25 protein-coding genes are annotated in these 23,747 nt (G+C 74.9%); 15 read left to right on the top strand and 10 right to left on the bottom strand.

Annotated elements, in window-relative coordinates; translation table 11 throughout:
* The first annotated feature begins 12 nt into the window (after positions 1-12).
* Positions 13-1,395, top strand: a complete 1,383-nt coding sequence (locus tag CCE02nite_RS07035; RefSeq protein WP_141388949.1) for a GntP family permease — start codon at positions 13-15, stop codon at positions 1,393-1,395.
* A 61-nt stretch (positions 1,396-1,456) separates the two neighbouring features.
* On the opposite strand, the gene CCE02nite_RS20745 is transcribed toward CCE02nite_RS07035, so the two are convergent.
* The 3 genes from CCE02nite_RS20745 to CCE02nite_RS07020 form a co-directional block, all read right to left on the bottom strand.
* Positions 1,457-3,037, bottom strand: coding sequence for a hypothetical protein (locus CCE02nite_RS20745; protein WP_141388948.1), 1,581 nt, complete (start codon positions 3,035-3,037; stop codon positions 1,457-1,459).
* A gap of 84 nt (positions 3,038-3,121) precedes the next feature.
* A complete protein-coding gene (locus tag CCE02nite_RS07025; RefSeq protein WP_141388947.1) occupies positions 3,122-4,282 on the bottom strand; it encodes a hypothetical protein in 1,161 nt (386 codons plus the stop codon).
* Between the two features lie 106 nt (positions 4,283-4,388).
* Positions 4,389-5,555, bottom strand: a complete 1,167-nt coding sequence (locus tag CCE02nite_RS07020; RefSeq protein ID WP_141388946.1) for a VIT1/CCC1 transporter family protein — start codon at positions 5,553-5,555, stop codon at positions 4,389-4,391.
* A 136-nt stretch (positions 5,556-5,691) separates the two neighbouring features.
* Here CCE02nite_RS07020 and CCE02nite_RS07015 point away from each other — a divergent pair, with 136 nt between their 5' ends.
* Positions 5,692-6,072 (top strand): FKBP-type peptidyl-prolyl cis-trans isomerase, encoded by a 381-nt coding sequence (locus tag CCE02nite_RS07015; protein ID WP_141388945.1) that lies wholly within the window; start codon positions 5,692-5,694, stop codon positions 6,070-6,072.
* Positions 6,073-6,160: 88 nt separating this feature from the next.
* Here the strand turns inward: CCE02nite_RS07015 and CCE02nite_RS07010 are convergent, their stop codons facing one another.
* Positions 6,161-6,886: a DedA family protein gene (locus CCE02nite_RS07010; RefSeq protein ID WP_170227247.1), complete on the bottom strand. Its 726-nt coding sequence runs from the start codon at positions 6,884-6,886 to the stop codon at positions 6,161-6,163.
* 193 nt (positions 6,887-7,079) lie between these two features.
* On the opposite strand from CCE02nite_RS07010, the gene CCE02nite_RS07005 reads away from it, so the two are divergent.
* Both CCE02nite_RS07005 and CCE02nite_RS07000 read left to right on the top strand, forming a co-directional pair.
* Positions 7,080-7,655, top strand: a complete 576-nt coding sequence (locus CCE02nite_RS07005; protein WP_141388943.1) for a ribonuclease H family protein — start codon at positions 7,080-7,082, stop codon at positions 7,653-7,655.
* A 49-nt stretch (positions 7,656-7,704) separates the two neighbouring features.
* Positions 7,705-8,721: a DNA-3-methyladenine glycosylase family protein gene (locus CCE02nite_RS07000; protein WP_255318690.1), complete on the top strand. Its 1,017-nt coding sequence runs from the start codon at positions 7,705-7,707 to the stop codon at positions 8,719-8,721.
* A gap of 77 nt (positions 8,722-8,798) precedes the next feature.
* Here CCE02nite_RS07000 and CCE02nite_RS06995 read toward each other — a convergent pair whose 3' ends face one another.
* The 3 genes from CCE02nite_RS06995 to CCE02nite_RS06985 form a co-directional block, all read right to left on the bottom strand.
* The gene (locus tag CCE02nite_RS06995) at positions 8,799-8,978 is read right to left on the bottom strand and encodes a hypothetical protein (RefSeq protein WP_141388942.1); all 180 of its coding nucleotides are present in this window, start codon (positions 8,976-8,978) and stop codon (positions 8,799-8,801) included.
* 156 nt (positions 8,979-9,134) lie between these two features.
* Positions 9,135-9,833, bottom strand: a complete 699-nt coding sequence (locus CCE02nite_RS06990; protein ID WP_141388941.1) for a DsbA family oxidoreductase — start codon at positions 9,831-9,833, stop codon at positions 9,135-9,137.
* 50 nt (positions 9,834-9,883) lie between these two features.
* Positions 9,884-10,510 carry a DinB family protein gene (locus tag CCE02nite_RS06985; protein WP_141388940.1) on the bottom strand — a complete coding sequence of 209 codons (627 nt, stop codon included), beginning with the start codon at positions 10,508-10,510 and terminating at the stop codon, positions 9,884-9,886.
* Between the two features lie 308 nt (positions 10,511-10,818).
* Here CCE02nite_RS06985 and CCE02nite_RS06980 point away from each other — a divergent pair, with 308 nt between their 5' ends.
* Positions 10,819-11,466, top strand: coding sequence for a histidine phosphatase family protein (locus CCE02nite_RS06980; protein WP_255318689.1), 648 nt, complete (start codon positions 10,819-10,821; stop codon positions 11,464-11,466).
* A gap of 91 nt (positions 11,467-11,557) precedes the next feature.
* On the top strand, positions 11,558-12,124 hold the full coding sequence (locus CCE02nite_RS06975; RefSeq protein WP_255318688.1) for a PH domain-containing protein: 567 nt from the start codon (positions 11,558-11,560) through the stop codon (positions 12,122-12,124).
* Between the two features lie 4 nt (positions 12,125-12,128).
* Here the strand turns inward: CCE02nite_RS06975 and CCE02nite_RS06970 are convergent, their stop codons facing one another.
* Complete coding sequence (locus tag CCE02nite_RS06970) at positions 12,129-12,872, bottom strand: MOSC domain-containing protein (RefSeq protein ID WP_141388937.1); 744 nt, start codon at positions 12,870-12,872, stop codon at positions 12,129-12,131.
* Positions 12,873-12,961: 89 nt separating this feature from the next.
* Between CCE02nite_RS06970 and CCE02nite_RS06965 the strand changes: the two genes are divergently transcribed.
* Entirely contained in the window at positions 12,962-13,582 is a 621-nt protein-coding gene (locus CCE02nite_RS06965; RefSeq protein ID WP_141388936.1) for a class I SAM-dependent methyltransferase, read from the top strand.
* A gap of 21 nt (positions 13,583-13,603) precedes the next feature.
* Here the strand turns inward: CCE02nite_RS06965 and CCE02nite_RS06960 are convergent, their stop codons facing one another.
* Together CCE02nite_RS06960 and CCE02nite_RS06955 are read right to left on the bottom strand one after the other, a co-directional pair.
* The gene (locus tag CCE02nite_RS06960; RefSeq protein ID WP_047231154.1) at positions 13,604-13,879 is read right to left on the bottom strand and encodes a hypothetical protein; all 276 of its coding nucleotides are present in this window, start codon (positions 13,877-13,879) and stop codon (positions 13,604-13,606) included.
* A 3-nt stretch (positions 13,880-13,882) separates the two neighbouring features.
* Positions 13,883-14,959 carry a C2 family cysteine protease gene (locus CCE02nite_RS06955; RefSeq protein ID WP_170227246.1) on the bottom strand — a complete coding sequence of 359 codons (1,077 nt, stop codon included), beginning with the start codon at positions 14,957-14,959 and terminating at the stop codon, positions 13,883-13,885.
* A gap of 150 nt (positions 14,960-15,109) precedes the next feature.
* Between CCE02nite_RS06955 and CCE02nite_RS06950 the strand changes: the two genes are divergently transcribed.
* The 8 genes from CCE02nite_RS06950 (at position 15,110) to CCE02nite_RS06915 (ending at position 23,744) form a co-directional block, all read left to right on the top strand.
* Positions 15,110-15,652 (top strand): hypothetical protein, encoded by a 543-nt coding sequence (locus CCE02nite_RS06950; protein ID WP_141388934.1) that lies wholly within the window; start codon positions 15,110-15,112, stop codon positions 15,650-15,652.
* A gap of 3 nt (positions 15,653-15,655) precedes the next feature.
* Positions 15,656-15,943, top strand: coding sequence for a hypothetical protein (locus CCE02nite_RS06945; RefSeq protein WP_141388933.1), 288 nt, complete (start codon positions 15,656-15,658; stop codon positions 15,941-15,943).
* Positions 15,944-16,046: 103 nt separating this feature from the next.
* On the top strand, positions 16,047-17,543 hold the full coding sequence (locus tag CCE02nite_RS06940) for an amino acid permease (protein WP_141388932.1): 1,497 nt from the start codon (positions 16,047-16,049) through the stop codon (positions 17,541-17,543).
* Positions 17,544-17,570: 27 nt separating this feature from the next.
* Complete coding sequence (locus tag CCE02nite_RS06935) at positions 17,571-18,461, top strand: aminoglycoside phosphotransferase family protein (protein ID WP_141388931.1); 891 nt, start codon at positions 17,571-17,573, stop codon at positions 18,459-18,461.
* 79 nt (positions 18,462-18,540) lie between these two features.
* Positions 18,541-20,337, top strand: coding sequence for an AMP-binding protein (locus CCE02nite_RS06930; RefSeq protein ID WP_141388930.1), 1,797 nt, complete (start codon positions 18,541-18,543; stop codon positions 20,335-20,337).
* Positions 20,338-20,876: 539 nt separating this feature from the next.
* On the top strand, positions 20,877-22,193 hold the full coding sequence (locus CCE02nite_RS06925; RefSeq protein ID WP_174774898.1) for an NAD(P)/FAD-dependent oxidoreductase: 1,317 nt from the start codon (positions 20,877-20,879) through the stop codon (positions 22,191-22,193).
* A gap of 213 nt (positions 22,194-22,406) precedes the next feature.
* Positions 22,407-22,895 carry a hypothetical protein gene (locus CCE02nite_RS06920; protein ID WP_141388929.1) on the top strand — a complete coding sequence of 163 codons (489 nt, stop codon included), beginning with the start codon at positions 22,407-22,409 and terminating at the stop codon, positions 22,893-22,895.
* Between the two features lie 165 nt (positions 22,896-23,060).
* Positions 23,061-23,744: an SDR family oxidoreductase gene (locus CCE02nite_RS06915; RefSeq protein ID WP_141388928.1), complete on the top strand. Its 684-nt coding sequence runs from the start codon at positions 23,061-23,063 to the stop codon at positions 23,742-23,744.
* Positions 23,745-23,747: the final 3 nt, after the last annotated feature.

Raw genomic sequence — 23,747 nt, 5'->3', positions numbered from 1 at the left:
GGAGACACACCCATGCCCCCTGAGGACTGGACACAGACCCTGACCGCCGGACCGCTGCTCGCGATCGCCGCGGGCGCGATCGCGCTCCTGCTGTTCCTCATCATCAAGCTCAAGCTGCACGCGTTCCTCGCCCTCGTGCTCGTCAGCCTGCTCACCGCGGTCGTGGCGGGCATCCCCACGGGCTCGATCGTCGAGGTGCTCACGGCCGGGTTCGGCACGACGCTCGCGACCGTCGCCCTGCTCGTCGGGCTGGGCGCGATGCTGGGCAGGCTCGTCGAGACGAGCGGCGGCGCGAAGGTCATGGCCGACTTCCTCATCGGGAAGTTCGGCGAGAAGCGCGCGCCGTTCGCGCTCGGCCTCGCGTCGCTCATCTTCGGCTTCCCGATCTTCTTCGACGCCGGCCTCGTCGTCATGCTGCCCATCGTGTTCTCCGTGGGCCGCCGTCTGGGCGGCTCCCTCCTGCTCTACGGCCTGCCCGTGGCGGGTGCCTTCTCCGTCATGCACATCTACGTGCCGCCGCACCCCGGCCCCGTCGCCGCGACGGAGTTCCTCGGCGCGAACGTCGGCATCGTCATCCTCCTCGGGCTCGTCGTCGCGATCCCCACCTGGTACGTCACGAGCTACCTGTTCGGGCGCTACGTCGGGCGCCGCATCGAGCTACCCATCCCCACGATCCTGGGCGAGGCCGACGAGGGCCAGCTCGAGAACCCGCCGAAGTTCGGCACCGTCGTCGCGATCCTCCTGCTCCCGCTCGTGCTGATCTTCGCCAACACCGGGCTCGACGCGCTGCGCGCCGCCGGCTCCGTCGACCCGGAGAACCCCGCCGTGCAGGCCCTGCGCGCCATCGGCGCGACGCCCGTCGCGCTGCTCATCACGGTGCTCGTCGCGTCCTGGGTGCTGGGCCGGCGACGCGGCATCTCCGGGACGGCGCTGGAGAAGACGCTCGACTCCGCGCTCGGCCCGGTCTGCTCGGTCATCCTCATCACCGGGGCCGGCGGCATGTTCGGAGGCGTGCTGCGCGCGACCGGCATCGGCGACGCGCTCGCCGACGTGCTCGGCGACCTGGGGCTGCCGGTGATCGTGGCCGGGTTCCTCATCGCGGCGATCCTGCGCGTCGCGCAGGGCTCCGCGACCGTCGCGCTCACCACTGCCGCCGGGCTCATCGCCCCTGCGGTGGAGGCGGGCGGCTTCAACGCGATCGAGCTCGCCGCGGTGGTCGTGTCCGTGGCGGCGGGCTCCGTGGTCCTCAGTCATGTGAACGACTCCGGGTTCTGGCTGGTCGGCCGGTTCTTCGACATGGACGTCAAGACGACGCTCCGCACCTGGACGGTCATGGAGACCGCCATCGGCGTCATGGGCTTCGCCATCGCGGCGCTCGTCTTCGCCGTCGCGTAGCGCGGCGCACCGCGAGGACCGCCCGGGCACAGCGCCCGGGCGGTCCTCGTCGTCGTGGACGTCAGCTCCGGTCGGTGAAGACCGGGGTGTAGGCGTCGCGGTCCGCGACCCAGGACTTCCGGCGGAAGCGCTGGAGCGCCAGGCCGAGCAGCGTGAGCAGCCCGGCCATCGCGAGCAGCCCGAGGTCGCCGCCCGCACCGGTGGTGGCGAGGGCCGTCGGGGCCGACGCCATGACGGTCGAACCGCCGGCAGAGGCGGTCATGACGCCGTTCCCGGCCACCGGGTCGAGCACGCGGATCACCGTGCCGTCGGTGCCGTCCGAGGTCCCCGGGTCAACAGGGTCGGTCGGGTCGGTCGGGTCGGTCGGGTCGGTCGGGTCGGTCGGGTCGGTCGGGTCGGTCGGGTCGGTCGGGTCGGTCGGGTCCGTCGGGTCCGTCGGGTCGGTCGGGTCCGTCGGGTCGGTCGGGTCCGTCGGGTCGGTGGGGACCGCCGCCGTCGGGCACGCGGCGGAGGCGTCGCCCAGCAGGCCGACGCCCACGCCGCACACCGTGACGGGAACCGTCACCGGCAGGTCGACGTCGAGGTCGGGCAGCGCGCCGAGCACGCCGTCGTCCCCGAGAACCCCGCCGAGCAGGCCGTCGTCGCCGAGCACGCCGTCCAGCAGCCCGTCACCGAGCAGGTCGTCGACGAGACCCCCGTCGCCCAGGACGCCGTCGAGCAGGCCCGAGCCGTCGGGCGCGCCGTCGGAGCCGGTCCCGTCGCCCGAGCCCTCGCCGGAGCCACCGCCGACCGTCGCGTCGCCGCCGACGCCGACCGCGACGCCCGAGACGTCCACCGGGATGGTGACCGGCACGTCGACGTCCACGTCCGAGCCGGCCCCGGCCGCACCGTCGCCGGTGCCGTCAGCCGGGGCAGCCGGAGCCGCCGGGGCCGGGGTGACCGCCGCGTCACCCAGGACGCCCACCGCGACGCCCGAGACGTCCACGGGAACCGTCACGGGCACGTCGACGTCCACGTCGGAGCCGGACCTCGCTGCGCCGTCGTCGGTGCCCTCGGCGCCGTCCGCCGGGGCTGCCGGTGCCGTGGGTGCGGGCGTGACGGCCGCGTCGCCGAGGACACCCACCGCGACACCCGAGACGTCCACGGGGATCGTCACGGGGATGTCGACGTCCGCGTCCGCCGAGTCCGCCGGAGCGGGCTCGGGAGCGGGAGCCGGTGCGGGCGCCGGGTCCGCGACCGGCGTCACCGCGGCGTCGCCCAGGACGCCGACGGCGACTCCCGACACGTCCACCGGGATCGTCACCGGGACGTCGAGGTCGACGTCCGCCGGCCCTGCCGGAGCAGGCTCGGGTGTGGGCGCCGGCTCGGGTTCCGGTGCGGGTGCGGGATCCGGGGTCACCGTGGCGTCGCCGAGGGCGCCCACCGCGACGTCGGACACGGTCACGGGGACGTGCACGGGCACGTCCACCGACACGTCGGGAAGGACCTCGGTCACCTGGCTCAGCGGAGCCTCGACCGAGACGTCCAGCCCGAGGTCGCCGAGGAGGTCGCCCTCGGCTGCGTGGGCCGCTCCGGCCCCGACGACCACCAGGCCGCCTGTGACGAGCGCTGTGCGCAGCGCGCGCCGAACGAAGGTGTGCATGATCGTTCTCTCTCCTGCTCAAAGGTGGTGGCGCACGACGGCGCCGGGTCGCGTCTGCCGCGCGTCGCGCGGCGGCGGACCACCTCAGGCAGGAGAGACGGGGACCTCGAAGAAGGTCGAGGGGTGCTTCGACCGCGCGTCGTCCACGACGGCGGTCCAGGACGAGAGCGAGGGGGCGTCGGCGCCGTGGCCGACCGCCGCGAGGTCGCCACCCGACCCGGCGCGCTGCGCGCTGCCGGAAGGGCTGGGCGAGGTGCCGAGCGCGCCGTCGGAGGGGGCTCCGCCAGGCGCCGTCGGGCCGCCCGCGGGCGCAGCGGTGCCCGGCGGAGCGGTGGCCTGGTCGACGAGGTGCCCGCCGGTCCGGTCCCCGAGCGGCGCGCCGAGTGGGGCACCGAGGATCGGTGCCAGGCCAGCGCGGTCCGCACCGACCGGTGGTGCGGAGGCCGGCTCGCCACCGGCCGGGAGAGGCACCACCGGGGCGGCGAGACCGAGGTCAGGGCCGGGGCCCATCGCGCCGGGTGTCGCCGGATCGACCGTGCCCGGGGTCTCCGGATCGGTCCCGGGAGTCTCGGGGAGCACGGGCGCGAGCGGGTCCAGCGGCGTGAGCGGCCCCGTGACGGGACCGAGCACCGGGTCGGTGACCGGCGCCAGGACGTCGAGGACCGGGGTCAGCGCCTCCAGGACCGGCGTCACCGGGTCGAGCGCCGGCGCCACGGTCTCGAGGACCGGGTTCACCACCGGGGCGACCGCCTCGACGACCGGCGTCGCGGCCGGCACGACCACGTCGAGGACCGGCGTGGTCACCGGCGCGACGGCGTCGGTCACGGGCTGCACGACCGGCACCACGGGCGCGACGACCTGCTCGACCACCGGAGCGACCGGCTCGACCACCTGCTCCGCCACCGGGACGACGGGCCGCACGACCTCCTCGACCACGGGCGCGGCGGGGGTCACGACCTTCTCGACGACCGGGGCGACCGGCTGGACGACCGGGGCGACGACGTCGCGCACGACCGGCTTCACGACGTCCTGGACCACCGGGTCGACGACGGCCTGGACGGTCGACGTCACGGGCGAGAGCGCCTTGCCGAGACCGAGCGGGTCGTCCGCGGCGGACGCGCCCCCCGCGGTCGCGACGGCGAGGACGAGACCCGCACCCAGACCGCCACCGGCCACGAGCGCGCGCACGAGCCAGCGACGGGCGGCTGGTGCGCGCCTGCCCTGCGCGTCGTGCGTCGCGTCCATCGTGTGCCCCGTGGGTCGTCGGTGCAGCGAAGGGCCGGGCCGGCAGGCCCGTCCGGGGTCACGGTAGGCATGCCCGTGTGACGCTCACCACCGGGGGCGTCCGATTTCACCCGACGGTTGCCCCGAACACCAGGCCGAGGAGGTAGGTCGCCGCCGCCGCACCGAAGCCGATGCCGATCTGCCGCAGCGCACGTGTCAACGGGGACGTCCCCGAGAGCAGGCCGACCGTCGCACCGGTCGCGAGGAGCGCGATCCCCACGAGGAGCGCCGCGACACCCACGGCGACGAACCCCGTGAGGCCGAAGAGGTAGGGCAGCACCGGGATGAGCGCGCCCGACGCGAAGAACAGGAACGACGACACCGCCGCCCCCATGGCCGTGCCGTGCGTCTCGTGCTCGTCCGCGCTGGGCGGCGGGGCGATCACGGTCTGCTGCGTGTACGTCGCGAGGACGTCGGCCGCGTGCTCCTCGGCCTCGGCGGGCGCCATGCCCCGTGCCCGGTACACGAGCGCGAGCTCGTTCGCGTCGACGTCGAGGTCGGGCAGCGCGGCCGACGCCTGCGGGCTGGGCGTCGAGGCGTCGAGCAGCTCACGCTGCGACCGCACCGACACGTACTCCCCCGCGCCCATGGACAGCGCACCCGCGAGCAGGCCCGCGAGCCCCGAGAGGAGGACGGTGCTGTTCGAGGCCCCCGACGCCCCGATGCCGAGGATCAGCGCGAGGTTGGACACGAGCCCGTCGTTCGCGCCGAAGACCGCCGCGCGGAACGTGCCCGACATGCGGTTGCGCCCGCGCGTCGCGAGCCCCCGCACGACCTCCTCGTGGATGCGCTCGTCGGCGGCCATCCGGGGCGTCGCGTCGGCGTCGGTCTCGTAGGTCGAGCGCGCCTCGGCGCGTTGGGCGAGCGCGAGGACGAACACGCCGCCGAACCGGCGCGCGAGCCAGCCGAGCGTCCTCGTGCGCCAGTCGCCGCGCAGCGGCTTGCCGACGTCGTCGCCGAGCAGGTCGAGCCAGTGCTGCTCGTGCCGCCGCTCCGCGTCCGCGAGCGCGAGGAGGATGTCGCGCTCCTCCCCGCTGCGTCGGCTCGCGAGGTCTCGGTAGACGGCGGCCTCCGCGCGCTCGTCGGCGAGGAACCGGCGCCACCGCCGGACCTCCTGCGGCGTCGGAGGGCCGCCTCCGGCGGACGACGCGTCGCGGAGCACCGGACCCCCGGGCGCCGCGCCCGCCGGGGGTTCGGGAGGTGTGCCGGACGGCTGCGCGGGTGTCGTGGGCATGCCTCCATGATGGCGATCTCGGGCCTCGCTGTGTTGCGCGCGGCCGAACGCGGCCCCGGGGGTCCCCCCGACCCGCGTTCCGGGCGTCCACAACCTCGGGCCCGCTCGTCGCCCGGCGTCATGGTTGGATCGGAGCATGACCACTGGAGAGAACGAGCTGTCCCGCCCCGAGGTCGACGCGCCGGAGGGCCCTGCACCCACGGAGCTCGTCGTCGAGGACGTCACCGTCGGCGACGGCCCGGAGGCCACGCCGGGCGCGACCGTGAACGTGCACTACCTCGGTGTCGAGTACGAGACGGGCGAGGAGTTCGACGCCTCGTGGAACCGCGGGGAGTCGATCAACTTCCCGCTGCGGAGCCTCATCGCGGGCTGGCAGCAGGGCATCCCCGGCATGAAGGTGGGCGGGCGGCGCAAGCTCGTCGTGCCGCCGGAGCTCGCCTACGGCCCCGCCGGCGGCGGCCACCGCCTGTCCGGCAAGACGCTGATCTTCGTCATCGACCTGCTCGGCGTGTCCTGACCGACCCGCTGACGCGCAGGAGGGCCCCGGTCGTCGACCGGGGCCCTCCTGCTCTCCGTCCTGCGGACGACGCTCGTGCGACCAGGCTCTAGCGGACCGGGCCGGGGCAGGCGACCAGCGCGGCGTCGGTCTCCGGGGTGCCGGCACCGGGCGCGGGGCTCGTGACGGGCCCCGGCACCACGGCGGCGTACCGCTCCCGGCGGGCCGCCCGGAGCCGGACCACGGTGTCGACGAGGACGCCGAGGAGGATCCCGCCGACGACCCCCACCACGACGGCGAGGAGCGGACTGTCGCCGACCCAGGCGGCGGCGAGCGTGCCGACGAGGACCGAGTACGTGGCCCAGGCGACCGAGGCGACGGCGGAGAGCGCCATGAAGCGGCGGCGCGAGAAGCCCACGGCGCCCGCCGTCACGTTGACCGCCGTCCGCCCCACGGGCACGAACCGGGCGCCCAGGACGACGGACGCCCCGCGCCGGTCGAGGGAGCGCGTCGCCCACGCGACGGCGCGCTGACCGCGCGGGCCGCGCAGCGCCGGCAGCGCCCGCGTGCCCAGCGCCCGGCCGAGCGCGTAGGCGAGCTGGTCGCCGCACCAGGCGCCGAGCGCCGCGACGAGCAGGACCAGCCCCCAGGCCACGCCCCCGCCGGACTGCGCCCCCACCGCGAGCATGACGACGACCGTCTCGCCGGGGATCGGCGGGAAGAACCCGTCGCCCGCGGTCGTCGCGAAGAGCGTCGGCAGCGCCCACACGGAGTCGACGAGCGCGAGCAACCACGCCTCGACCTGTCCCCACAGCTCCACGACCCACGCGACCATGCGTCCCAGCCTCGACCGCGCGGCCGCCCGGCACCATGGGGTATCCCCCCGGTTCTCCCCTGAGGCGACCCCGACCGGGCGCCCGCGGACGGGTGGTCCCACGACCCTCCGGTCCGGGGGACAATGTGGCTCGACGCATTCGCCTCCCCGCGCCGCAGCCGGCGGGCGGGGACGTCCGTGATCGAGGAGCGCTGTGATCACTGTCAGCACCGACGGCTCGTGCCTGAGCAACCCGGGCGGCGCCATCGGGTGGGCGTGGATCAACCACGACGGCACGTTCGACTCCGGCGGCGCCGTGAGCGGGACCAACCAGGTGGCCGAGCTGACCGCGCTGCTCCAGGCGGTCCGCGCGCACCCGGGCGCGGAGCCGCTGCTCATCGAGTCCGACTCCCAGTACGCCATCAAGTGCGCGTCGGAGTGGGTCGTCGCCTGGAAGCGCAAGGGGTGGCGCACCGCGGGCGGGCAGCCGGTGAAGAACCTCGAGCTCGTCCAGGCGATCGACCGGGTCATCACCGAGCGCGCGGGGCCCGTGCGGTTCCGCTGGGTGCGCGGCCACGTCGGCGACCCGTTCAACGAGCGCGCCGACCAGCTCGCGGGACTCGCCGCCCAGGACTGGGCCGCCGGTCGCGGCGACCTCGACGGCACGCTCGTCCCCGAGCTCGGCGACCCCACGCGACCGGCCGGCCGGGTGCCCGCCGCCGCGCACGCTCCGGCTCCCAAGCAGCCGACGCCCGAGCCCGCATGGGACATGGACACCCTGTTCGACTGACGCCCGACGGTCGTGCACGACCGTCGGCGGCGGGTGCGACGATAGTCCGGTGACCGTCCTGCCGAGCACGGGCCCCGGGCCCGCCGAGCACGCGGTCGGCGACCGTCCGGGGCCGGGGCCGGTCGCGCGCCCCGCTGCCGGCGAGCCGCTCGTGCGGCGCGTCCGGTCGGACCGGCCCCTGGACCTGCACCTCACGCTCGGCAGGCTCTCCCGGGGGCCGTACGACCCGACGTCCCGCCGCACGCCGTCCGGCGACGTCTGGCGCACGACGCGGATGCCCGCCGGCCCCGCGACCTGCCGCCTCGCCCAGACCGGGCCCCGCGACGTCGTCGTGCACGCCTGGGGACCGGGTGCCCAGGAGGCGCTCGACGCCCTCCCCCACCTGCTGGGCGAGCACGACGACGACACCGGCTTCACCCCGCCCGCGCCCCTGCGCGACGCCCACCGTCGCAGCACCGGGCTGCGCATCCCCCGCACCGGGCGCGTGCTGGAGGCGCTCGTCCCCGCGATCCTCGAGCAGCGCGTCCAGACGGTCGCCGCGTGGCGGTCGTGGGGCTGGCTCCTGCGCCGGTACGGCACGCGCGCACCCGGCCCCGCGGGCGACGCCGGGATGCTGGTCGTGCCCGACGCCGCCACGTGGGCGCGCGTCCCGTCGTGGGACTGGCACCGGGCGAACGTCGACCCGGGTCGTGCGCGGACGGTCGTCGCGGCCGCGCGCGTCGCCCGCCGCCTCGAGGAGTGCGGCGCGCTGCTCGACGCGCAGGGCGCCGCCGCCGCGCACGCCCGGCTCCAGGCGGTCCCTGGCGTGGGCGTGTGGACCGCGGCCGAGGTCGCGCAGCGCGCGCTCGGCGACGCCGACGCCGTGTCGGTGGGCGACTACCACCTCGCCAAGGCCGTCGGCTGGGCTCTCGTCGGCGAGCGCGTCGACGACGAGCGCATGCTCGAGCTCCTCGCGCCGTACTCCCCGCACCGCTACCGCGTCGTCCGGCTCCTGGAGCTCTCCGGCAGGGCGCACGCCCCCCGGCGCGGCCCACGCCTCTCGATCCAGGACCACCGCCCCCACTGACAGCCACGCACCTCGCTGAGTGCATGAAATAGTCGCCGGAACCTGCCGTTCCGGCGACTATTTCATGCACTCACGGGTTACTCGGGGAGCGCGCACACCCCGTCGACGCAGACCGCGGCGTCGTCCGCGCCGACGATCGTGAGCGACGGTGCGGTCTCGCGGTGCGGGGTGGCCGCGTCCGCGGCGCCCACGCTCATGAGCGTGGTGCGGCGCGGGTTCGCGATGGAGTGGTAGAGGTTCGTCGTGGTGTCGGTCATCTGAGGCCTCCTCGTGGGATCACGGGCGCCGGTGCACGTGTGGAGCCGGCGTCGGTGCGGGCTGCGTCCCAGTCTCGGTGATACCGAGTCGCAGGTCCACCACACCGGGGTGTGAGATACGTCGCTCTCCGAACCTCGTCTCGCAGAGCGGACGAGTCAGGCGGCGTCGCGCTCCGCGACGGCCTGCTGGAGCACCTGGACGAAGACCGCGGGGTCCTGGGCACCCGAGACGCCGTACCGGCCGTCGACCACGAAGAACGGCACCCCGTTGATCCCGTAGGCACGCGCCTGCTCGATGTCCGCCTGCACGTCGTCGGCGTAGCGACCGTCCTCGAGCGCGGCGACGACCTCGGCGCGGTCGAGACCGACCTCCGCCGCGAGGTCCGCGAGCTCCTGGACGCGACCCACGTGCCGGCCCTCCTCGAAGTACGCCTTGAGGAGGCGCTCCTTCATCTCGACCTGCTTGCCGTGCGCCTTCGCGTGGTGCAGCAGCTCGTGGGCGGTGAGGGTCTTGGTGTGCTGGAGCGCGTCGAAGTCGTAGCTCAGGCCCTCGGCGGCGGCGAGCTGGGTCATCTGCCCGAGCATCTGCTCGACCTGCGCGCGCGGCATGCCCTTGTGCCCCGCGAGGAAGTCCACCTCGGTGCCGTCGAAGTCGACCGGCGTGTCCGGCGCGAGCTCGAACGAGTGGTACTCGATCTCGACCTGCGGGCCGTCACCGGCCTCGTCGAGACGCCCGAGCGCGGTCTCGAGGCGCCGCTTGCCGACGTAGCACCAGGGGCACGCGACGTCGGACCAGATGTCGATCTTCACCGTGGGAGCCGACGCGTCCGGCGCGGCGGGGCTGTTCGTGGTCATGTGACCGTTCAACCATCTGGAGGACCGCACGATTCCCTCCTGGCCCGACCTCACGGCGTGACGTTCGCCGCACGGTAGAGGTCCTGCAGCACCATGATCTCCGCGCCGTGGTGGATCAGCTCACGGTTCATGTGCGCGACGAGGTGGACGAACGGCGCCTGGGCGTCGATCTCCGTCGCCTGGCTGAGCCCGACGGTGAACGCCCCCTCGTCGGGCAGCGCGTCGACCCCCGCCCGCCAGCGGTCCACCTCGCGCCGCAGCCCCGCGACCGCGGCGCCGACCTCGCCCGAGAACGCCACCGCGTCGCGACGGCGCTCGTGGGGCCCGAACGTCCACTCCCACCGTTCGAAGAAGGCCTCGGTGAGGTGCGCGACCAGCCACCCGATCGTCCGTGGCTGCGACGAGTCCGCGCCCTCCGGCCACTCCATCACCCAGTCGCCGACGCCGAGCGTGCGCGGCGTGCGCTCGGTGCCGCGCCGCACGACGCGCAACGAGTCCGGGCCGGGCTCCCACTCGAGCTCCGCCTGGGTGAGGGTCGCGAGCCGTTCCGCGACCTCGAGCCACGAGAACCCGAGCTGGCCGCGCACGACCGCGAGCGCCGTCGGGACCGTGAGGATCGACCAGTCGAACTCCGGGCTCCCGTACGCGCTCTCCTCGTCCGCCGTCTCGTGCACCATCTCGTCCCCCCTCCCCGGCGGCGCCGTCGCCGCCCGTCCGTGTCCGTACCGACGCTAACGGGGACCACCCACCCCGGCGCGCGAGAATGGGGTCGACCTCCCACCCCCGACCTCCGGAGTCCCCGTGCGAGTCCGCCCCCGCACCGTCCTGCTCGTCGCGACCGGGATCGCCGTCGTCCTGCTCGGCGCCCTCGTCGTGTTCCTCGCGATCAACGGCGTCGACGGCGTCCCCGGCTGACACCCCCCGACGCGCGCCTCGGGCGTCCCCGGGTGATCCTGCTGGAGGACCCCCGCAGGAAGGCCGACCCGTGACCTCGAACGACACCACCCCCGACCCGCAGCTCGTCCTCGTGCGCCACGGCGAGACCGAGTGGAGCGCGAGCGGCCGCCACACCGGGCGCTCGGACATCCCGCTCACGGTCGCGGGCGAGCAGCAGGCCGTCGCGGCCGGCGTGTGGCTCCAGCGGTGGGCCGACCGCCGGGGACGACGCCCCGCCGTCGTGCTCTCGAGCCCACGCCAGCGTGCGCGACGGACCGCCGAGCTCGCCGGGTTCCCTGACGCGGAGACCGACGACGACCTCGCCGAGTGGGACTACGGTCCCGTCGACGGACGGACCGCGGTCGACGTCGGCGAGCAGCTGGGCCACGAGTGGCTGATCTTCCGTGACGGCGTCAACGTCCTCGCGGCGGCGAACGGCCACCGCGGCGAGGAGCTCACGGACGTGGCCGACCGGGCCGGGCACGTGCTCCGGCGCGTCGAGCCGACCTTGCAGGGTGGCGACGACGTCGTCCTGTTCGCGCACGGGCACCTGCTGCGCGTCCTCGCGACGGTGTGGCTCGGCGTCGACCCCGGCCTGGGAGCGCGGCTCGAGCTCGGCACCGCCGCGATCTGCCTGCTGGGGTACGGGCACGGCCTGCGCACGATCGAGGGCTGGAACCTCTCGGCGCTCCCGTGACCACGGACCTGGCCCCGGCCGGGCGGCGGCGGGGCACGACGGCCGACGACCGGCGGGACGGCCCTCCCCGCGCGCGCCGCGAGGTGGCACCATGCTCCCCATGGGTCTGAGCGAGAAGCACCTCACCGAGGGCGAGCACGTCGTCATGGAGCTCAAGGAGCACGCGAAGGCGCTGTTCTGGCCGTTCGTGCTGCTGGTCGCCCTCGTCGCGGCCGTCGTCGTGACGGTCGTGCTCGTCCCGAACGACGTCGTCCGCTGGGTCGTCGCGGGCCTCGCCCTCGTCGCGGCGATCGTCTGGGTGCTGGTGCCGTGGCTGCGCTGGCGGACCACGGAGTACACGGTGACCAACAAGCGCATCGCGATGCGCTCGGGCATCATCACGCGCACCGGCCGCGACATCCCGCTCTACCGCATCAACGACGTGAACTACGAGAAGGGACCGATCGACCGGCTCTTCGGGTGCGGGACGCTCGTCATCTCGGACGCGACCGACAAGCCGGGCCTGGACCTCCACGACGTGCCCGACGTCGAGAACGTCCAGGTCCGCCTGCACGACCTCCTCTTCACCGCCGACGACGGCTCCGACGACGGCGAGTGGCCGCCGAACGAGCCTCCGCGCGGCCCGCGCTCGCCCCGGATCCCGCGCGCGGAGCGCTGACGCCTCAGTCCTCGATCCGGCGTCCGGCCGCGATCTCGGCGCGGGCCCGCATCTCGTCGGTGAGCGTGACGTCGCCCTCGAGGTGCGCAGCGAGGAGACGCCGCGCGACGGCCGCCGCGCGCTCGGGATCCGTGCCGCGCGCGTTCCACGCCCCGAACCAGTCGGCGAGGGTCACGCCGTGCTCGGGCCGGTAGCAGACCGTCACCGTGTCCCCGGCCTGCAGCTCGCCGTTCCGCACGACGCGCAGGTAGGCACCCGTCCGGTTCGCGACGGTGAAGCGCTTGACCCACCGGTCCTCGCCGAGCCGCCGGGCGAACGTCGAGCACGGCGTGCGGGGCTGCGTCACCTCGAGCAGCGCGGTGCCCACGGACCACCGCTCCCCCACGACGGCCTCGCTCACGGGGATGCCCCGCACGCGCAGGTTCTCGCCGAACAGGCCCGGCGGGATCTCCCGCTCGAGCTGCCCGACCCACCAGTCGGTGTCGTCCTGCCCGTACGCGTAGACGGCCTGCTCCTCGCCGCCGTGGTTCGCGCGGTCGGCCTGGAGGTCGGCGTAGAGACCGAGGCGTCGCACCTTCACCGGCCCGTCCACGGGCCGCTTGTCGATCGCCGTGACGCCGACGGGCCCCGCGTCGGGCAGGAGCGCGTGCACGCGGCACACGGCGAGGACCTCGCCCGTCGGGGCGCTGGAGGCGAGGTCGGTCACGGGCGCGGTGCCGGGTGCGGCGGGCGGTGCGGCGGGAGACATCCTCCGATTCTCGCAGCGCGCCGAGGCGGAGGACACCGGGGACCAAGGTCACAGGACCGGTCTCACCCCGCGCGGGTAGCGTCGTCGGCATGAGCGCCACCCGTCCCTCGCGCTGGGAGCAGAAGACCGCCGCCGACCCGTCGCACTCCACCTGGTACGTCGAACGGTTCCGGGCGATGGCGGCACGGGGTGCCGACCTCGCGGGCGAGGCCCGGCTGGTCGACGCCATGCTGCCCCGCGGCTCGCGGGTGCTCGACGCCGGGTGCGGGCCGGGACGCGTCGGCGCGGAGCTGTTCGCGCGCGGCCACACGGTCGTCGGGGTCGACGTCGACCCGGTGCTGGTCGAGGCCGCGCGCGCCGACCACCCGGGGCCCGACTGGCGCGTGGGCGACCTCGCCGAGCTCGACCTGCCCGCCGAGGGCGTCACCGAGCCGTTCGACGCGATCGTGTGCGCGGGCAACGTCGTGACGTTCCTCGCGCCCGGGACCGAGGTCGAGGTCCTGCGTCGCTTCCGTGCGCACCTCGCGCCGGGCGGGCGGGCCGTCGTCGGCTTCGGGACCGGCCGCGGCTACCCGCCCGAGCGGTTCCTCGCCGACGCCGAGGAGGCGGGTCTGCACCTCGACCTCGCGCTCGCGACGTGGGACCTGCGCCCGTGGTCTGCGGACGCCGACTTCCTCGTCGCCGTGCTCGCGGCCGACGCGGCGCGCTGAGCGCCGGCGCCGACCGGCGGCTCAGGCGGGCGTGAACGTGAACGTGACCGCCCCGCTCGACGTCCCCGGCTCCCCCTCCACGTCGTCGACGTGGAGCATGCCCGCGCCGTGCAGGTCGATCGTGTCCCCGAGGTCCGCCCGCAGGACGTCCTCGCCGCGCGGCGAGCGGACCGCGAGCTGCGCGAGCGCGCGCCCGGCACCGACGCCGACGCGCATCACGCCCACCCGCACGTCGGCGAACTCCGCCTGCGCTCCCTGGGGCACGCGCGCCCGGCGCACCTCGTCGTTGCCTGCCATGCGTCAGCCTCCCGAGTAGACGGAGTCGAAGTTCTCCTTGTACTCCTGCTCGGTGAGCCAGAGGTCGCCGACCTTCTGCTCGCCGTCCAGCATCCCGCCGCCGGGTCCCCACGGGTTGACGACGTGGATCTTCAGCTCGCCGTCGACCTCCTTGACCTCGGTGACGACGTACGCGTGGTTGGGGACGATGCGGCTGTCGTCGACCTCGTCCTCCCAGAACCAGAACGCGTCGTCGTCCTCCGTGCCCACGGCCACGGGCCCGTCCTTCAGCCGGTCCTGGATGTCGGAGAGGCTGAGCTCGCCCGAGCGCTCGGCAGGACGGCCCGTGATGGCCTCGAACGCGTCGTCGGAGTGCCCGCCGTCGATGTCCTGGTAGTCGCCGCCGAAGTACTCGGCCGCCGCCTTCTCGTAGATCGAGACCCAGTTCGGCTCGCCGTTCTGGCCGCCGACGCCGTTCTCCGGGACGGTCGGCTCCACGACGATCTCGACCGGCTCGCCGTCCTTGTACATCGTCACGGTGTACGTGCCGTCGTCGTTGAGCCGGATGTGCTCGCGCAGGAACTCCGGGTCGGTCGTGGTGACGGCGCCCAGGCCCGCGAGGAACCAGCAGTCCCCGACCTGGCCCTGGTTGATGTCGTCGATCGAGAAGTCCTCGTTCTCGAGGTCGATCGGCGGGACGTCCTCGTAGTCGCCGAGGTCGTCGGTGAGGCCCGGGTCGCCGGGCCGGTCGCCGTCCTCGCCCGGCGTGCTGCGATCACCGCCGCCCCCGCCGGACCCGCCACCGGATCCGCCGCCACCGGATCCGCCCACGCCGTCGGTGCTCGCGCTCTCCTGCTGGTCCGCCTGGCGCACGACGGCGGTCGCCGCGTCGCCGAGGACCGCTCCGACCGCCGCGACGGCCGGGCCGTGCGACGTGGACCACTCGCCGCGCAGCGCGTCGCCGTCCGGCCCCTCCCACGGGCTCGACGTCACCAGCGCGTCCAGCTCGCCACGCAGCGACGTCAGCCTGTCGGCGGCCTCGGACAACCGCTGTCCGAGCTGTCGCAGCTGTGCGACGTCCGCCCCGTACATCCCGCTCATGTCTCCCCCTCGCCCGCAGGTCGCCGAGACGGTACCGCCGTCCGCCCACGCGGGTCCATGGGTCGTGCTCCCCATCGGCACGCGGGTCGCACGTCCGGGCGCGCTGGTAGCGTCCCCCGCGGACGCGCACGCGACGACCGAGGGGGACCCATGACGGAGCAGGCCACGACACGACGCGAGAGCGCGCCCGCGCGGGCCGTGGGGGTGGTGCTCGCGCTGGCAGCCCTCGCCACCGTGGCCGCGTGCGGCGCCGACGAGCCGGCGGAGCCGCCCGCGGCGGACGCCGTCACGGAGTACGAGCAGACCCGGCAGGACGTCCTCGCGGCCGTCCAGGACGTCTACGGCGCGGACGGCTGGACCGACGACGACGGGGGCGCCACGGCGACGGCGCAGGACGACGGTCGCTGCGTCGTCTTCCTCCCCGACGCCCGGGCCACGCCGGAGGGCGAGGACGCGTACGGCCTGCTCGCCGACGTCCCCGACGCGATCGCCCCGGTGCTCGACGAGCACGGGTTCGGGGAGCCGTCCGACGTCGTCGAGGCGGAGCACGGCGGGACCGCGTCCGTCGAGGCCGAGGACCCCGCAGGGTGGACGGTCCGCGTCACGGCCGACGGCGATCTGGTGCGCCTCGACGTGTCCGGCCCGGTCGAGCTCGACCCGTGCGACGAGGCCGGGCTGCCGGAGCTCGCCTGAGCCGTGCCGTCGTACCGCGTGACCCTCGCCGTGGGCCTGCTGCGCCCGGGCGCCGACCCCGAGGCCGTGCTGCCCGCCGCCGCGGCGGCGGCTCGCACGCTGACCACGGTCGAGGCGTACGACGTCGGCGTCGTGCGCGGCGAGGCCCGCGTCACCGTCCGCTTCCTCGCCGACACGGACGCGGCCGCGCACGCCGTCGCCGACGCGGTGGAGGCGGGCGTGCGCACCCACGCCGCGACGTCGGGCGGCCGCCTGACCCGCCGCTGGGGATCGCGCTGGCACCCTGCCTGACCGCCGTCGGCGCGGGACAGGACGCCGGACCTCCCGCCGCGCGACGTCGGCGCGGGACCGGTTCAATGGACGGACCTGTCACCGACTCCGGGGAGGCGCACCCGTGGCCACGAGGACCGGCCTGTTCCGTCGCAAGTCCGTCGAGGACTCGCTCGCGGCGATCGACGACCCGGAACGCTCGCTCAAGCGCAGCCTGACGTCCTGGGACCTCGCGGTCCTGGGGGTCGCGGTCGCGGTCGGCGCGGGCATCTTCTCCGTCGGCGCGACGGCCGCCGCGAACTACGCGGGGCCCAGCGTCATCGTCTCGTTCGTCATCGCGTCGATCGTGTGCGCGCTCGCCGTCATGTGCTACGCCGAGTTCGCGTCCGCGATCCCCGTCGCCGGGTCGGCGTACACGTTCTCCTACGCGACCATGGGCGAGCTCGTCGCGTGGATCATCGGGTGGGACCTCATCCTGGAGATGCTGCTCGCGTCTGCGGTCATCGCGAAGTTCTGGGGCGTCTACCTCGGCGACGCGTTCGGGCTGTTCGGCATCGACCTGCCCCTGACCATCCCGATCGGCCCCGTCGACCTCGAGTGGGGCCCGGTGTTCATCGTCGCGGTGTTCACCACGCTGCTCGCGATCGGCACCAAGCTCAGCACGCGCGTCAACAGCGTGTTCACCGTCATCAAGGTGGGCATCACGCTGTTCGTCATCGTCGTCGGGTTCTTCTTCGTCGACGCGTCGAACTACTCGCCGTTCGTGCCGCCCGCCCAGCCCGCGCCGGAGCAGTCGGCGCTCGAGCAGCCGCTCGTCGGCTTCCTCACGGGGCTCGAGCCCACGACGTACGGGGTCATGGGCCTGCTCGCGGGCGCCGCGCTCGTGTTCTTCGCGTTCATCGGGTTCGACGTCGTCGCGACCACGGCCGAGGAGGCCAAGGACCCGCAGCGCACGCTCCCGCGCGGCATCCTCGGCGGCCTCGCGATCGTCACGGTCCTGTACATCCTCGTGACGCTCGTCGTGACGGGCATGGTGTCGTACACCGAGCTCGCGGAGTCCGACGCGCCGTCGCTCACGACGGCGTTCATCCTCGTGGGCGCGGACTGGGCCGGGCGCGTGATCTCCGTGGGCATCCTCATCGGGCTGACGACGGTCATCATGGTGCTGCTGCTCGGCCTCACGCGCGTCGTGTTCGCGATGAGCCGCGACGGCCTCCTCCCGCGTGCCATCTCCCGGACCTCGCACCGGTACCACACGCCGGTCCGCCTCCAGGTGGGGGTGGGCGTCGTCGTGGCGCTCATCGCCGGGCTCTCCCAGGTGGAGCTGCTCGAGGAGATGATCAACATCGGGACGCTCTCGGCGTTCGTCCTCGTGAGCTTCGGCATCCCGATCCTGCGCCGCTCGCGGCCCGACCTGGAGCGCTCCTTCAAGGTGCCGTGGTCGCCCGTGCTGCCGATCGTGTCCGGCGTCGCGTGCCTCTGGCTCATGGCCAACCTCACGACGCTCACCTGGCTCCGGTTCCTCGGCTGGGTCGTCGTGGGCCTGGTCATCTACGCGTTCTACGGCTACCGGCACTCGGTCGCGGCCCGTGACGCCCTGAAGGGTGACGTCGCCGCGTAGGGTCGCCGCGTCGGTACCGTGGGCGCGATGAGCGCCACGGAGACCGCGATCACCGCCGACCTCGTCCGCGAGGCCCTGGAGGACCAGCACCCCGACCTCGCCGGGCTGCCGCTCCGCGAGGTGGCAGGCGGCTGGGGCAACCAGATGTGGCGGCTCGGGGATGACCTCTCCGTCCGGGTGCAGCGCATGGACCCGACGCCGGAGCCCCAGCTCAAGGAACGGCGGTGGCTGCCCGTGCTCGCGCCGCGCCTCCCGCTCCCCGTGCCCACGCCGGTGCGGCACGGCGAGCCGACCGCGCGCCTCCCGCGGCACTGGACGGTCATGACGTGGGTGCCCGGCGAGCCCCTGGACCGGGGCGCGATCACCCGGGGCGAGCACGCCGCCGACGCGCTGGCGGGATTCCTCGCCGCGCTGCACGTCGGGGCGCCCGCCGACGCGCCGGTGTCCCCTGACCGGGGCGCCCACCCCCGGGAGGCCACGGACGGTTTCGAGGGGTTCCTGCGCGCCGTCGCCCCCGACGACGCCGCCGCCGTCCGGTCCGTCTGGGCCGACGCCGTCGCGGCCCCAGAGTGGGAGGGGCCGCCCGTGTGGGTGCACGGGGACCTGCACCCCGCGAACGTCGTCGTCGCGGACGGGACGCTCGCGGGCGTCGTCGACTTCGGCGACCTGTTCGCGGGCGACCCGGCGTGGGACCTCGCCGCCGCCTGGGTGCTGCTGCCCGCCGGCACCGCCGCGCGGTTCTTCGACGCCTACGCGCGCTCCGACGAGGCGACGGTCCGGCGCGCGCGCGGGCTGGCGGCGCTCAAGGCCCTCTTCCTCCTCCTCATGGGGCAGAACGGCGACCGGGGCCTGCCCGGCGGCAAGGCTCACTGGGGACCCGCGGGCCGGGCGGCGCTCGACCGCGTCCTCGCGGGCTGACGTCTCGCCGCGCGGCGCCCTCCCCGGCCCGGCACCGCTGCCGCACAGAACCTACGCAACCGTAGGTTACGGTGGCGTAGTGAACACTCTGGCGACGAGGCCGTGGACCGGCCGTTACGCCCCCGGCGTCCCGACGGACGTCGAGGTCCCCGACGAGCCGGTCACGGCCGCCCTGTACCGCGCGGCCGAGCGCTGGCCGGACCGCGTCGCGGTCGACTTCTTCGGCGCGACCACGACCTACGCCCGGCTCGTCGCGCAGGTCGAGCGCGCCGCGAGCGCCCTGCACGACCTCGGCGTGCGCCACGGCGACCGCGTCGCGCTCGTCCTGCCCAACAGCACGTCGCACCTCGTCGCGTTCTACGCCGTCCAGCGCCTCGGTGCCGTCGTGGTCGAGCACAACCCCACGTACACCGCCGACGAGCTCGCCCACCAGCTCGCCGACTCCGGCGCGAGCGTCGCCGTCGTGTGGACCAAGACCGTCCCCGCCGTGCTCGAGGCCCGCTCGCACGCGCCCGGGCTGCGCACCGTCGTCGGGCTCGACATCGCGCGCGACCTTCCCCGCGGGAGCCGCCTCGCGCTCCGCCTGCCCGTAGCCCGCGCGCGGGCCCAGCGCGACGCGCTACGCGGCCCCGTCCCCGCGGGCGTGCCCGACTGGCACGACCTCGTCCGCCGCGCGCGGGCGCTCCCGCCCGCGCTCCCCCACCCGGGCCCCGACGACGTCGCGCTCCTCCAGTACACCGGCGGCACCACGGGCACCCCCAAGGGCGCGGTCCTGACGCACCGCAACCTCGTCGCGAACGTCGTGCAGGGTCAGGCGTGGGCGACGTTCGAGGAGGGCGCCGAGACCGTCTACGGCGTGCTGCCCTTCTTCCACGCGTTCGGGCTGACGTTCTGCCTCACCCTGCCAGCGCGCATCGGCGCGACGCTCGTCGCGTTCCCCAAGTTCGACCCGCAGGCGTTCGTCGCCGCGCAGGCGCGCCGCCCCGCGACGTTCCTGCCCGGCGTCGCGCCCATGTTCGACCGCATCGTCACGGCGGCCGCCGACGCGACCGGGGCGGGCTCCGACCTCACCTCGATCCGCCTCGCGTTCGCCGGCGCGATGCCCATCACCGCCGAGACCGCACGGCGCTGGGAGGACGCGACGGGCGGGCTGCTCATCGAGGGCTACGGCATGACCGAGACGTCGCCGATCTCGCTCGGCAACCCGTGCTCCGACGACCGCCGCCCCGGCACGCTCGGCCTCCCGTTCCCCAGCACCGAGATCCGCGTGGTCGACGCGGACGCGCTCGACGCGGGCGACCTGCGCGACGCCGACCCCGAGCCCACGGACGACCCCGCCGCGCCCCGCACCGTGCGCGGCGAGCTCCTCGTGCGCGGCCCGCAGGTGTTCCGCGGCTACTGGAACCGCCCCGAGGAGACCGCGCACCAGCTCCTCGACGACGGCTGGCTGCGCACGGGCGACGTCGTGCGCGTCGCGCTCGACGGCCCCGACGCCGGCCTCGTCACGCTCGTCGACCGCATCAAGGAGATGATCGTCACCGGCGGGTTCAAGGTGTACCCCTCCCAGGTGGAGGACCACCTGCGCGGGATGCCGGGCGTCCGCGACGTCGCCGTCGTGGGCGTGCCCGGCAGCGGCTCGGACGAGCACGTCGCCGCCGTCGTCGTGCTCGACGACGCGGACGACGCCGCCTCGCCCCCGCGCGTCGACCTCGCCGCCGTCCGCGAGTGGGGCGAGAAGCGCCTCGCGCGCTACGCCCTGCCCCGCACCCTCGCCGTCGTGCCGGAGCTCCCGCGCTCCCAGATCGGCAAGGTCCTGCGTCGCGTCGTCCGCGAGGACCTCCTGCACCGCGACGACGTCGAGCACCACCGCGCCTGACACCCCGCCCCGACCCGGCGACTGCCGAGGTAGAACCCTGGTCGCGCGAGGTAGAGCCCTGGTCGCGCGAGGTAGAGCCGTGGTCGCGCGGGGTAGAGCCCTGGTCCGCCGAACGAGAACCCAGGTCATGCGGGTCCTGCGGTCGCCCGGGGTGCGTGCGGACCAGGGCGAGACGACGCCGGGCGGGGTGGGTGGTGGTGCCGCGTCGTGGCGGGCCTGGCGGGAGCCGCGAGGAACGAGCGGCGGATGGTAGACGCGGCACCACCACCCACCCCGACCACCCAGGGCAACCACACGCCGTCGAACCCAAGAACCACAGCTCTACCTCGCGCAACCAGGGCTCTACCTCGGCGGACCAGGGCTCTACCTCGCGTGACCATGGTTCTACCTGGGCCGGCCCCGGTTGTACCCCGCGCCACGGCGCCCTGTTCGGCGCGGGGGCGGGGTTCGCCGTAACCTGGCAGACGTCGTCGGCGACGTCCGCGACGCAGGCGGGCGGGCACCGGCGCTCTCCCACCCCGTCGCCCCGAGGAGGCCCCGTGCCCGAGCCCGTCACCGCTGCGCCTGGTCCGGCAGCCCCCGACTCCCTGCCGCACGTCGTGGTGGTCGGCGCGGGGTTCGCCGGGCTCGCGGTCGTCAAGGGGCTCGCGAAGGCGCCCGTGCGCGTGACGCTCGTCGACCGCCGCGTCTACAACACGTTCCAGCCGCTGCTCTACCAGGTCGCGACCGGGGGGCTGAACCCGGGCGACGTCACGTACTTCCTGCGCGGGCTGCGGCTGAAGCAGAAGAACGTGCGGGTCGTGCACGAGCACCTCGTCGGCATCGACCACGAGGCGCGCCGCATCCGCCTCCTCAACGACGAGTGGGTCGACTACGACTACCTCGTCGTCGCGAACGGCGTCACGGCGAACTTCTTCGGCACCCCCGGCGCCAAGGAGAACTCGTTCCCCATGTACTCGCGGTCCCAGGCCATGAAGATCCGGGACACGCTGTTCATCCGCCTCGAGAAGGCGGCGGCGAACCCCGGGACCGACGAGGGGCTGCGCGTCGTGGTCGTCGGCGGCGGCGCGACGGGCGTCGAGGTCGCCGGGGCGCTCGCGGAGCTCCGCACCGCGGGCCTGCGACCCGCCTACCCGGAGATCCACGGCGACGCGTTCGAGGTGAAGATCGTCCAGCGCGGCGGCGAGGTGCTCAAGTCGTTCCACCCGAGGTTGCGCCGGTACGCGGCGGAGGAGCTGCGCCGTCGCGGTGTCGGCCTGCACCTGGGGGCCGGGGTCGCGGAGGTGTTGCCGGACGCCGTCGTGCTCACCGACGGCACGCGCATCCGCTCCGACCTCACGGTCTGGTCGGCGGGCGTCCACCCGCACGAGGAGGTCGACGACTGGGGCCTGCCGCGCGGCGAGGGCGGGCGCGTCGTCGTGGGAGACGACCTCCAGGTCGAGGGCCTGCCCGGGGTCTTCGCGGCGGGCGACATCGCGATCTCTCCCGCCGGGCTGCCGCAGCTCGCGCAGCCGGCGATCCAGTCGGGCGAGCAGGTCGCGCGCAACATCGAGGCGCTGCTCGCCGGGCGCCCGACGACGTCCCTGCGGTACTTCGACAAGGGCACCATGGCGGTGATCGGCCGGCGCGCGGCGATCGCCGAGGTCGTCGGGAGGCTGCGCCTCACCCGCGGCGTCGCGTGGCTGGCATGGCTGTTCGTCCACATCATGGGGCTCATCGGGCCGCGCAACCGGCTGACGACGCTCGCCGGCCTGGTCACGCGCTACGGCTTCCCGTTCCACCGTCGCCCGATCCCCATCGTCGGCGACGTCCCGACCGTCCGGCCGCCCAAGCGCACGTCGCCCCGCCGCGGCTGAGGCGACCGAGGATCACCCGCGGTCATCGGCTCCCCCGGCCGCGGCCGGCGCGACCGTCACGTACCCTCGAAGACGCAAGGAAGTTTGCAGGGGCAACCGGGGGCACGTGTGGTGGCACGACGAACGACGGCACCGTCGACGACGACAGGCCGGACGAAGAACAGCTCGCAGGAGCGCGCGGCGCACTCTGACGCCCGCGCGGGCGTCAGAGGAGTGCCTCGGCGCGCACGCGTCGTGGTGCTCGCCGCCGTGGCCGTGGCGGCGCTCGCCGGGTGCCGAGCGGAGGCTGTGCCCGGCGGCCCGGGAACCCCGACGCCGTCGCCCACCGCCGAGCCGACCGCGGTCCCCACCGCCAGCCCGACGGCTGAGCCCACCGACCCCACGGGCGGCCCGACCACGGGTCCGGGGGCTCCGGTCCCGCCCGGCGGGTCCGACGGCGTCGAGGTCTCGGTCGAGATCGAGCCCGCGTTCCCGATGCCGAACCTCGTGGAGACCAGGCTCAAGCAGGCGCGCGCGGACCTGGAGAAGCGCGGCGCCGCGAGCGTCGTCGTGGTCGACGCGCGCGACCCGGGCGCGGGCACGCTGCCGGGGGCGTCGAACGGCTGGACGGTGTGCGCCCAGGACCCTGCGGGCGGCGACCTCCTCCGCGGGTCGGCGACGGCGACGCTCGCCGCGGCGCCCAACGCGCGACACTGCCCCTGACGCTCCCGGTGCCTCGGACGCCGCCCCGGGTGGCGGCGTCGGCCTCGGGAGAGCACGGTGGGATCCTCACCGCGAGTTCGGCCTGACCGACTCGAGATCGGCCTCCTGAGGGTCGATCTCTCGGGCTCGGGTCGATCTCGACGTCAGCAGACAGGAGTCCGCCGCATGAAGATCGCCCTCGTCGGTGCCCACGGCAAGGTGGGCCGGCTGCTCGTCCCGATCCTCGTCGACCACGACGCCGCCGTGACCGGGATCGTGCGCGCCGAGGAGCAGCTCCCGCTCGTCCGCCGCCTCGGCGGCGAGCCGCTCCTGCTCGACGTCGAGCACTCCTCCGTCGACGAGCTCACCGCCGCGTTCGGCGGGTTCGACGCCGTCGTGTGGTCCGCCGGGGCGGGCGGGGGGAGCCCGGAGCGCACCTACGCCGTCGACCGCGACGCCGCGAGCCGCACCATGGACGCCGCGGCGGCCGCCGGCGTGAGCCGGTACCTCATGGTGTCGTGGATCGGGTCCGTGCCCGACCACGGCGTCGACCCGGACTCGAGCTTCTTCGCCTACGCGGACGCCAAGCTCGCCGCCGACGACCACCTGCGGGGTACCGACCTCGACTGGACCATCCTCGGGCCGGGCACCCTGACCGACGGCGACCCGACCGGGGCGATCCGCGTCGTCGGGGACGGTGCCGACGGGCTCGACGGAGCCGACGACGTCCCGGGCGGCGCCGCCTCGCAGGTCTCGCGCGCGGACGTCGCGATGGTCGTCGCGCAGGCCGTGCGCACCCCCGCGACGATCGGCCGCTTCGTCCGGTTCACCGCCGGCGACACCCCCATCCTCGAGGCGCTCGACCGGTAGCCG

Source organism: Cellulosimicrobium cellulans (assembly GCF_006539945.1).
GTDB lineage: Bacteria > Actinomycetota > Actinomycetes > Actinomycetales > Cellulomonadaceae > Cellulosimicrobium > Cellulosimicrobium cellulans.
Note: the sequence above shows the minus strand (reverse complement) of the source record. Positions and strands in the feature narration are given on the sequence as shown.

What these genes read in the sequence shown, in the direction of transcription:
- CCE02nite_RS06990 (WP_141388941.1), bottom strand. Translation starts at nt 9,833, where the DNA reads ATGACCACGAACAGCCCCGCCGCGCCGGACGCGTCGGCTCCCACGGTG.
- CCE02nite_RS20745 (WP_141388948.1), bottom strand. Translation starts at nt 3,037, where the DNA reads ATGCACACCTTCGTTCGGCGCGCGCTGCGCACAGCGCTCGTCACAGGC.
- CCE02nite_RS06995 (WP_141388942.1), bottom strand. Translation starts at nt 8,978, where the DNA reads ATGACCGACACCACGACGAACCTCTACCACTCCATCGCGAACCCGCGC.
- CCE02nite_RS06935 (WP_141388931.1), top strand. Translation starts at nt 17,571, where the DNA reads ATGAGCGCCACGGAGACCGCGATCACCGCCGACCTCGTCCGCGAGGCC.
- CCE02nite_RS07015 (WP_141388945.1), top strand. Translation starts at nt 5,692, where the DNA reads ATGACCACTGGAGAGAACGAGCTGTCCCGCCCCGAGGTCGACGCGCCG.
- CCE02nite_RS06985 (WP_141388940.1), bottom strand. Translation starts at nt 10,510, where the DNA reads ATGGTGCACGAGACGGCGGACGAGGAGAGCGCGTACGGGAGCCCGGAG.
- CCE02nite_RS06950 (WP_141388934.1), top strand. Translation starts at nt 15,110, where the DNA reads ATGACGGAGCAGGCCACGACACGACGCGAGAGCGCGCCCGCGCGGGCC.
- CCE02nite_RS06975 (WP_255318688.1), top strand. Translation starts at nt 11,558, where the DNA reads ATGCTCCCCATGGGTCTGAGCGAGAAGCACCTCACCGAGGGCGAGCAC.
- CCE02nite_RS07025 (WP_141388947.1), bottom strand. Translation starts at nt 4,282, where the DNA reads ATGGACGCGACGCACGACGCGCAGGGCAGGCGCGCACCAGCCGCCCGT.
- CCE02nite_RS07035 (WP_141388949.1), top strand. Translation starts at nt 13, where the DNA reads ATGCCCCCTGAGGACTGGACACAGACCCTGACCGCCGGACCGCTGCTC.
- CCE02nite_RS06960 (WP_047231154.1), bottom strand. Translation starts at nt 13,879, where the DNA reads ATGGCAGGCAACGACGAGGTGCGCCGGGCGCGCGTGCCCCAGGGAGCG.
- CCE02nite_RS06970 (WP_141388937.1), bottom strand. Translation starts at nt 12,872, where the DNA reads ATGTCTCCCGCCGCACCGCCCGCCGCACCCGGCACCGCGCCCGTGACC.
- CCE02nite_RS07020 (WP_141388946.1), bottom strand. Translation starts at nt 5,555, where the DNA reads ATGCCCACGACACCCGCGCAGCCGTCCGGCACACCTCCCGAACCCCCG.
- CCE02nite_RS06915 (WP_141388928.1), top strand. Translation starts at nt 23,061, where the DNA reads ATGAAGATCGCCCTCGTCGGTGCCCACGGCAAGGTGGGCCGGCTGCTC.
- CCE02nite_RS06965 (WP_141388936.1), top strand. Translation starts at nt 12,962, where the DNA reads ATGAGCGCCACCCGTCCCTCGCGCTGGGAGCAGAAGACCGCCGCCGAC.
- CCE02nite_RS06955 (WP_170227246.1), bottom strand. Translation starts at nt 14,959, where the DNA reads ATGAGCGGGATGTACGGGGCGGACGTCGCACAGCTGCGACAGCTCGGA.
- CCE02nite_RS07010 (WP_170227247.1), bottom strand. Translation starts at nt 6,886, where the DNA reads ATGGTCGCGTGGGTCGTGGAGCTGTGGGGACAGGTCGAGGCGTGGTTG.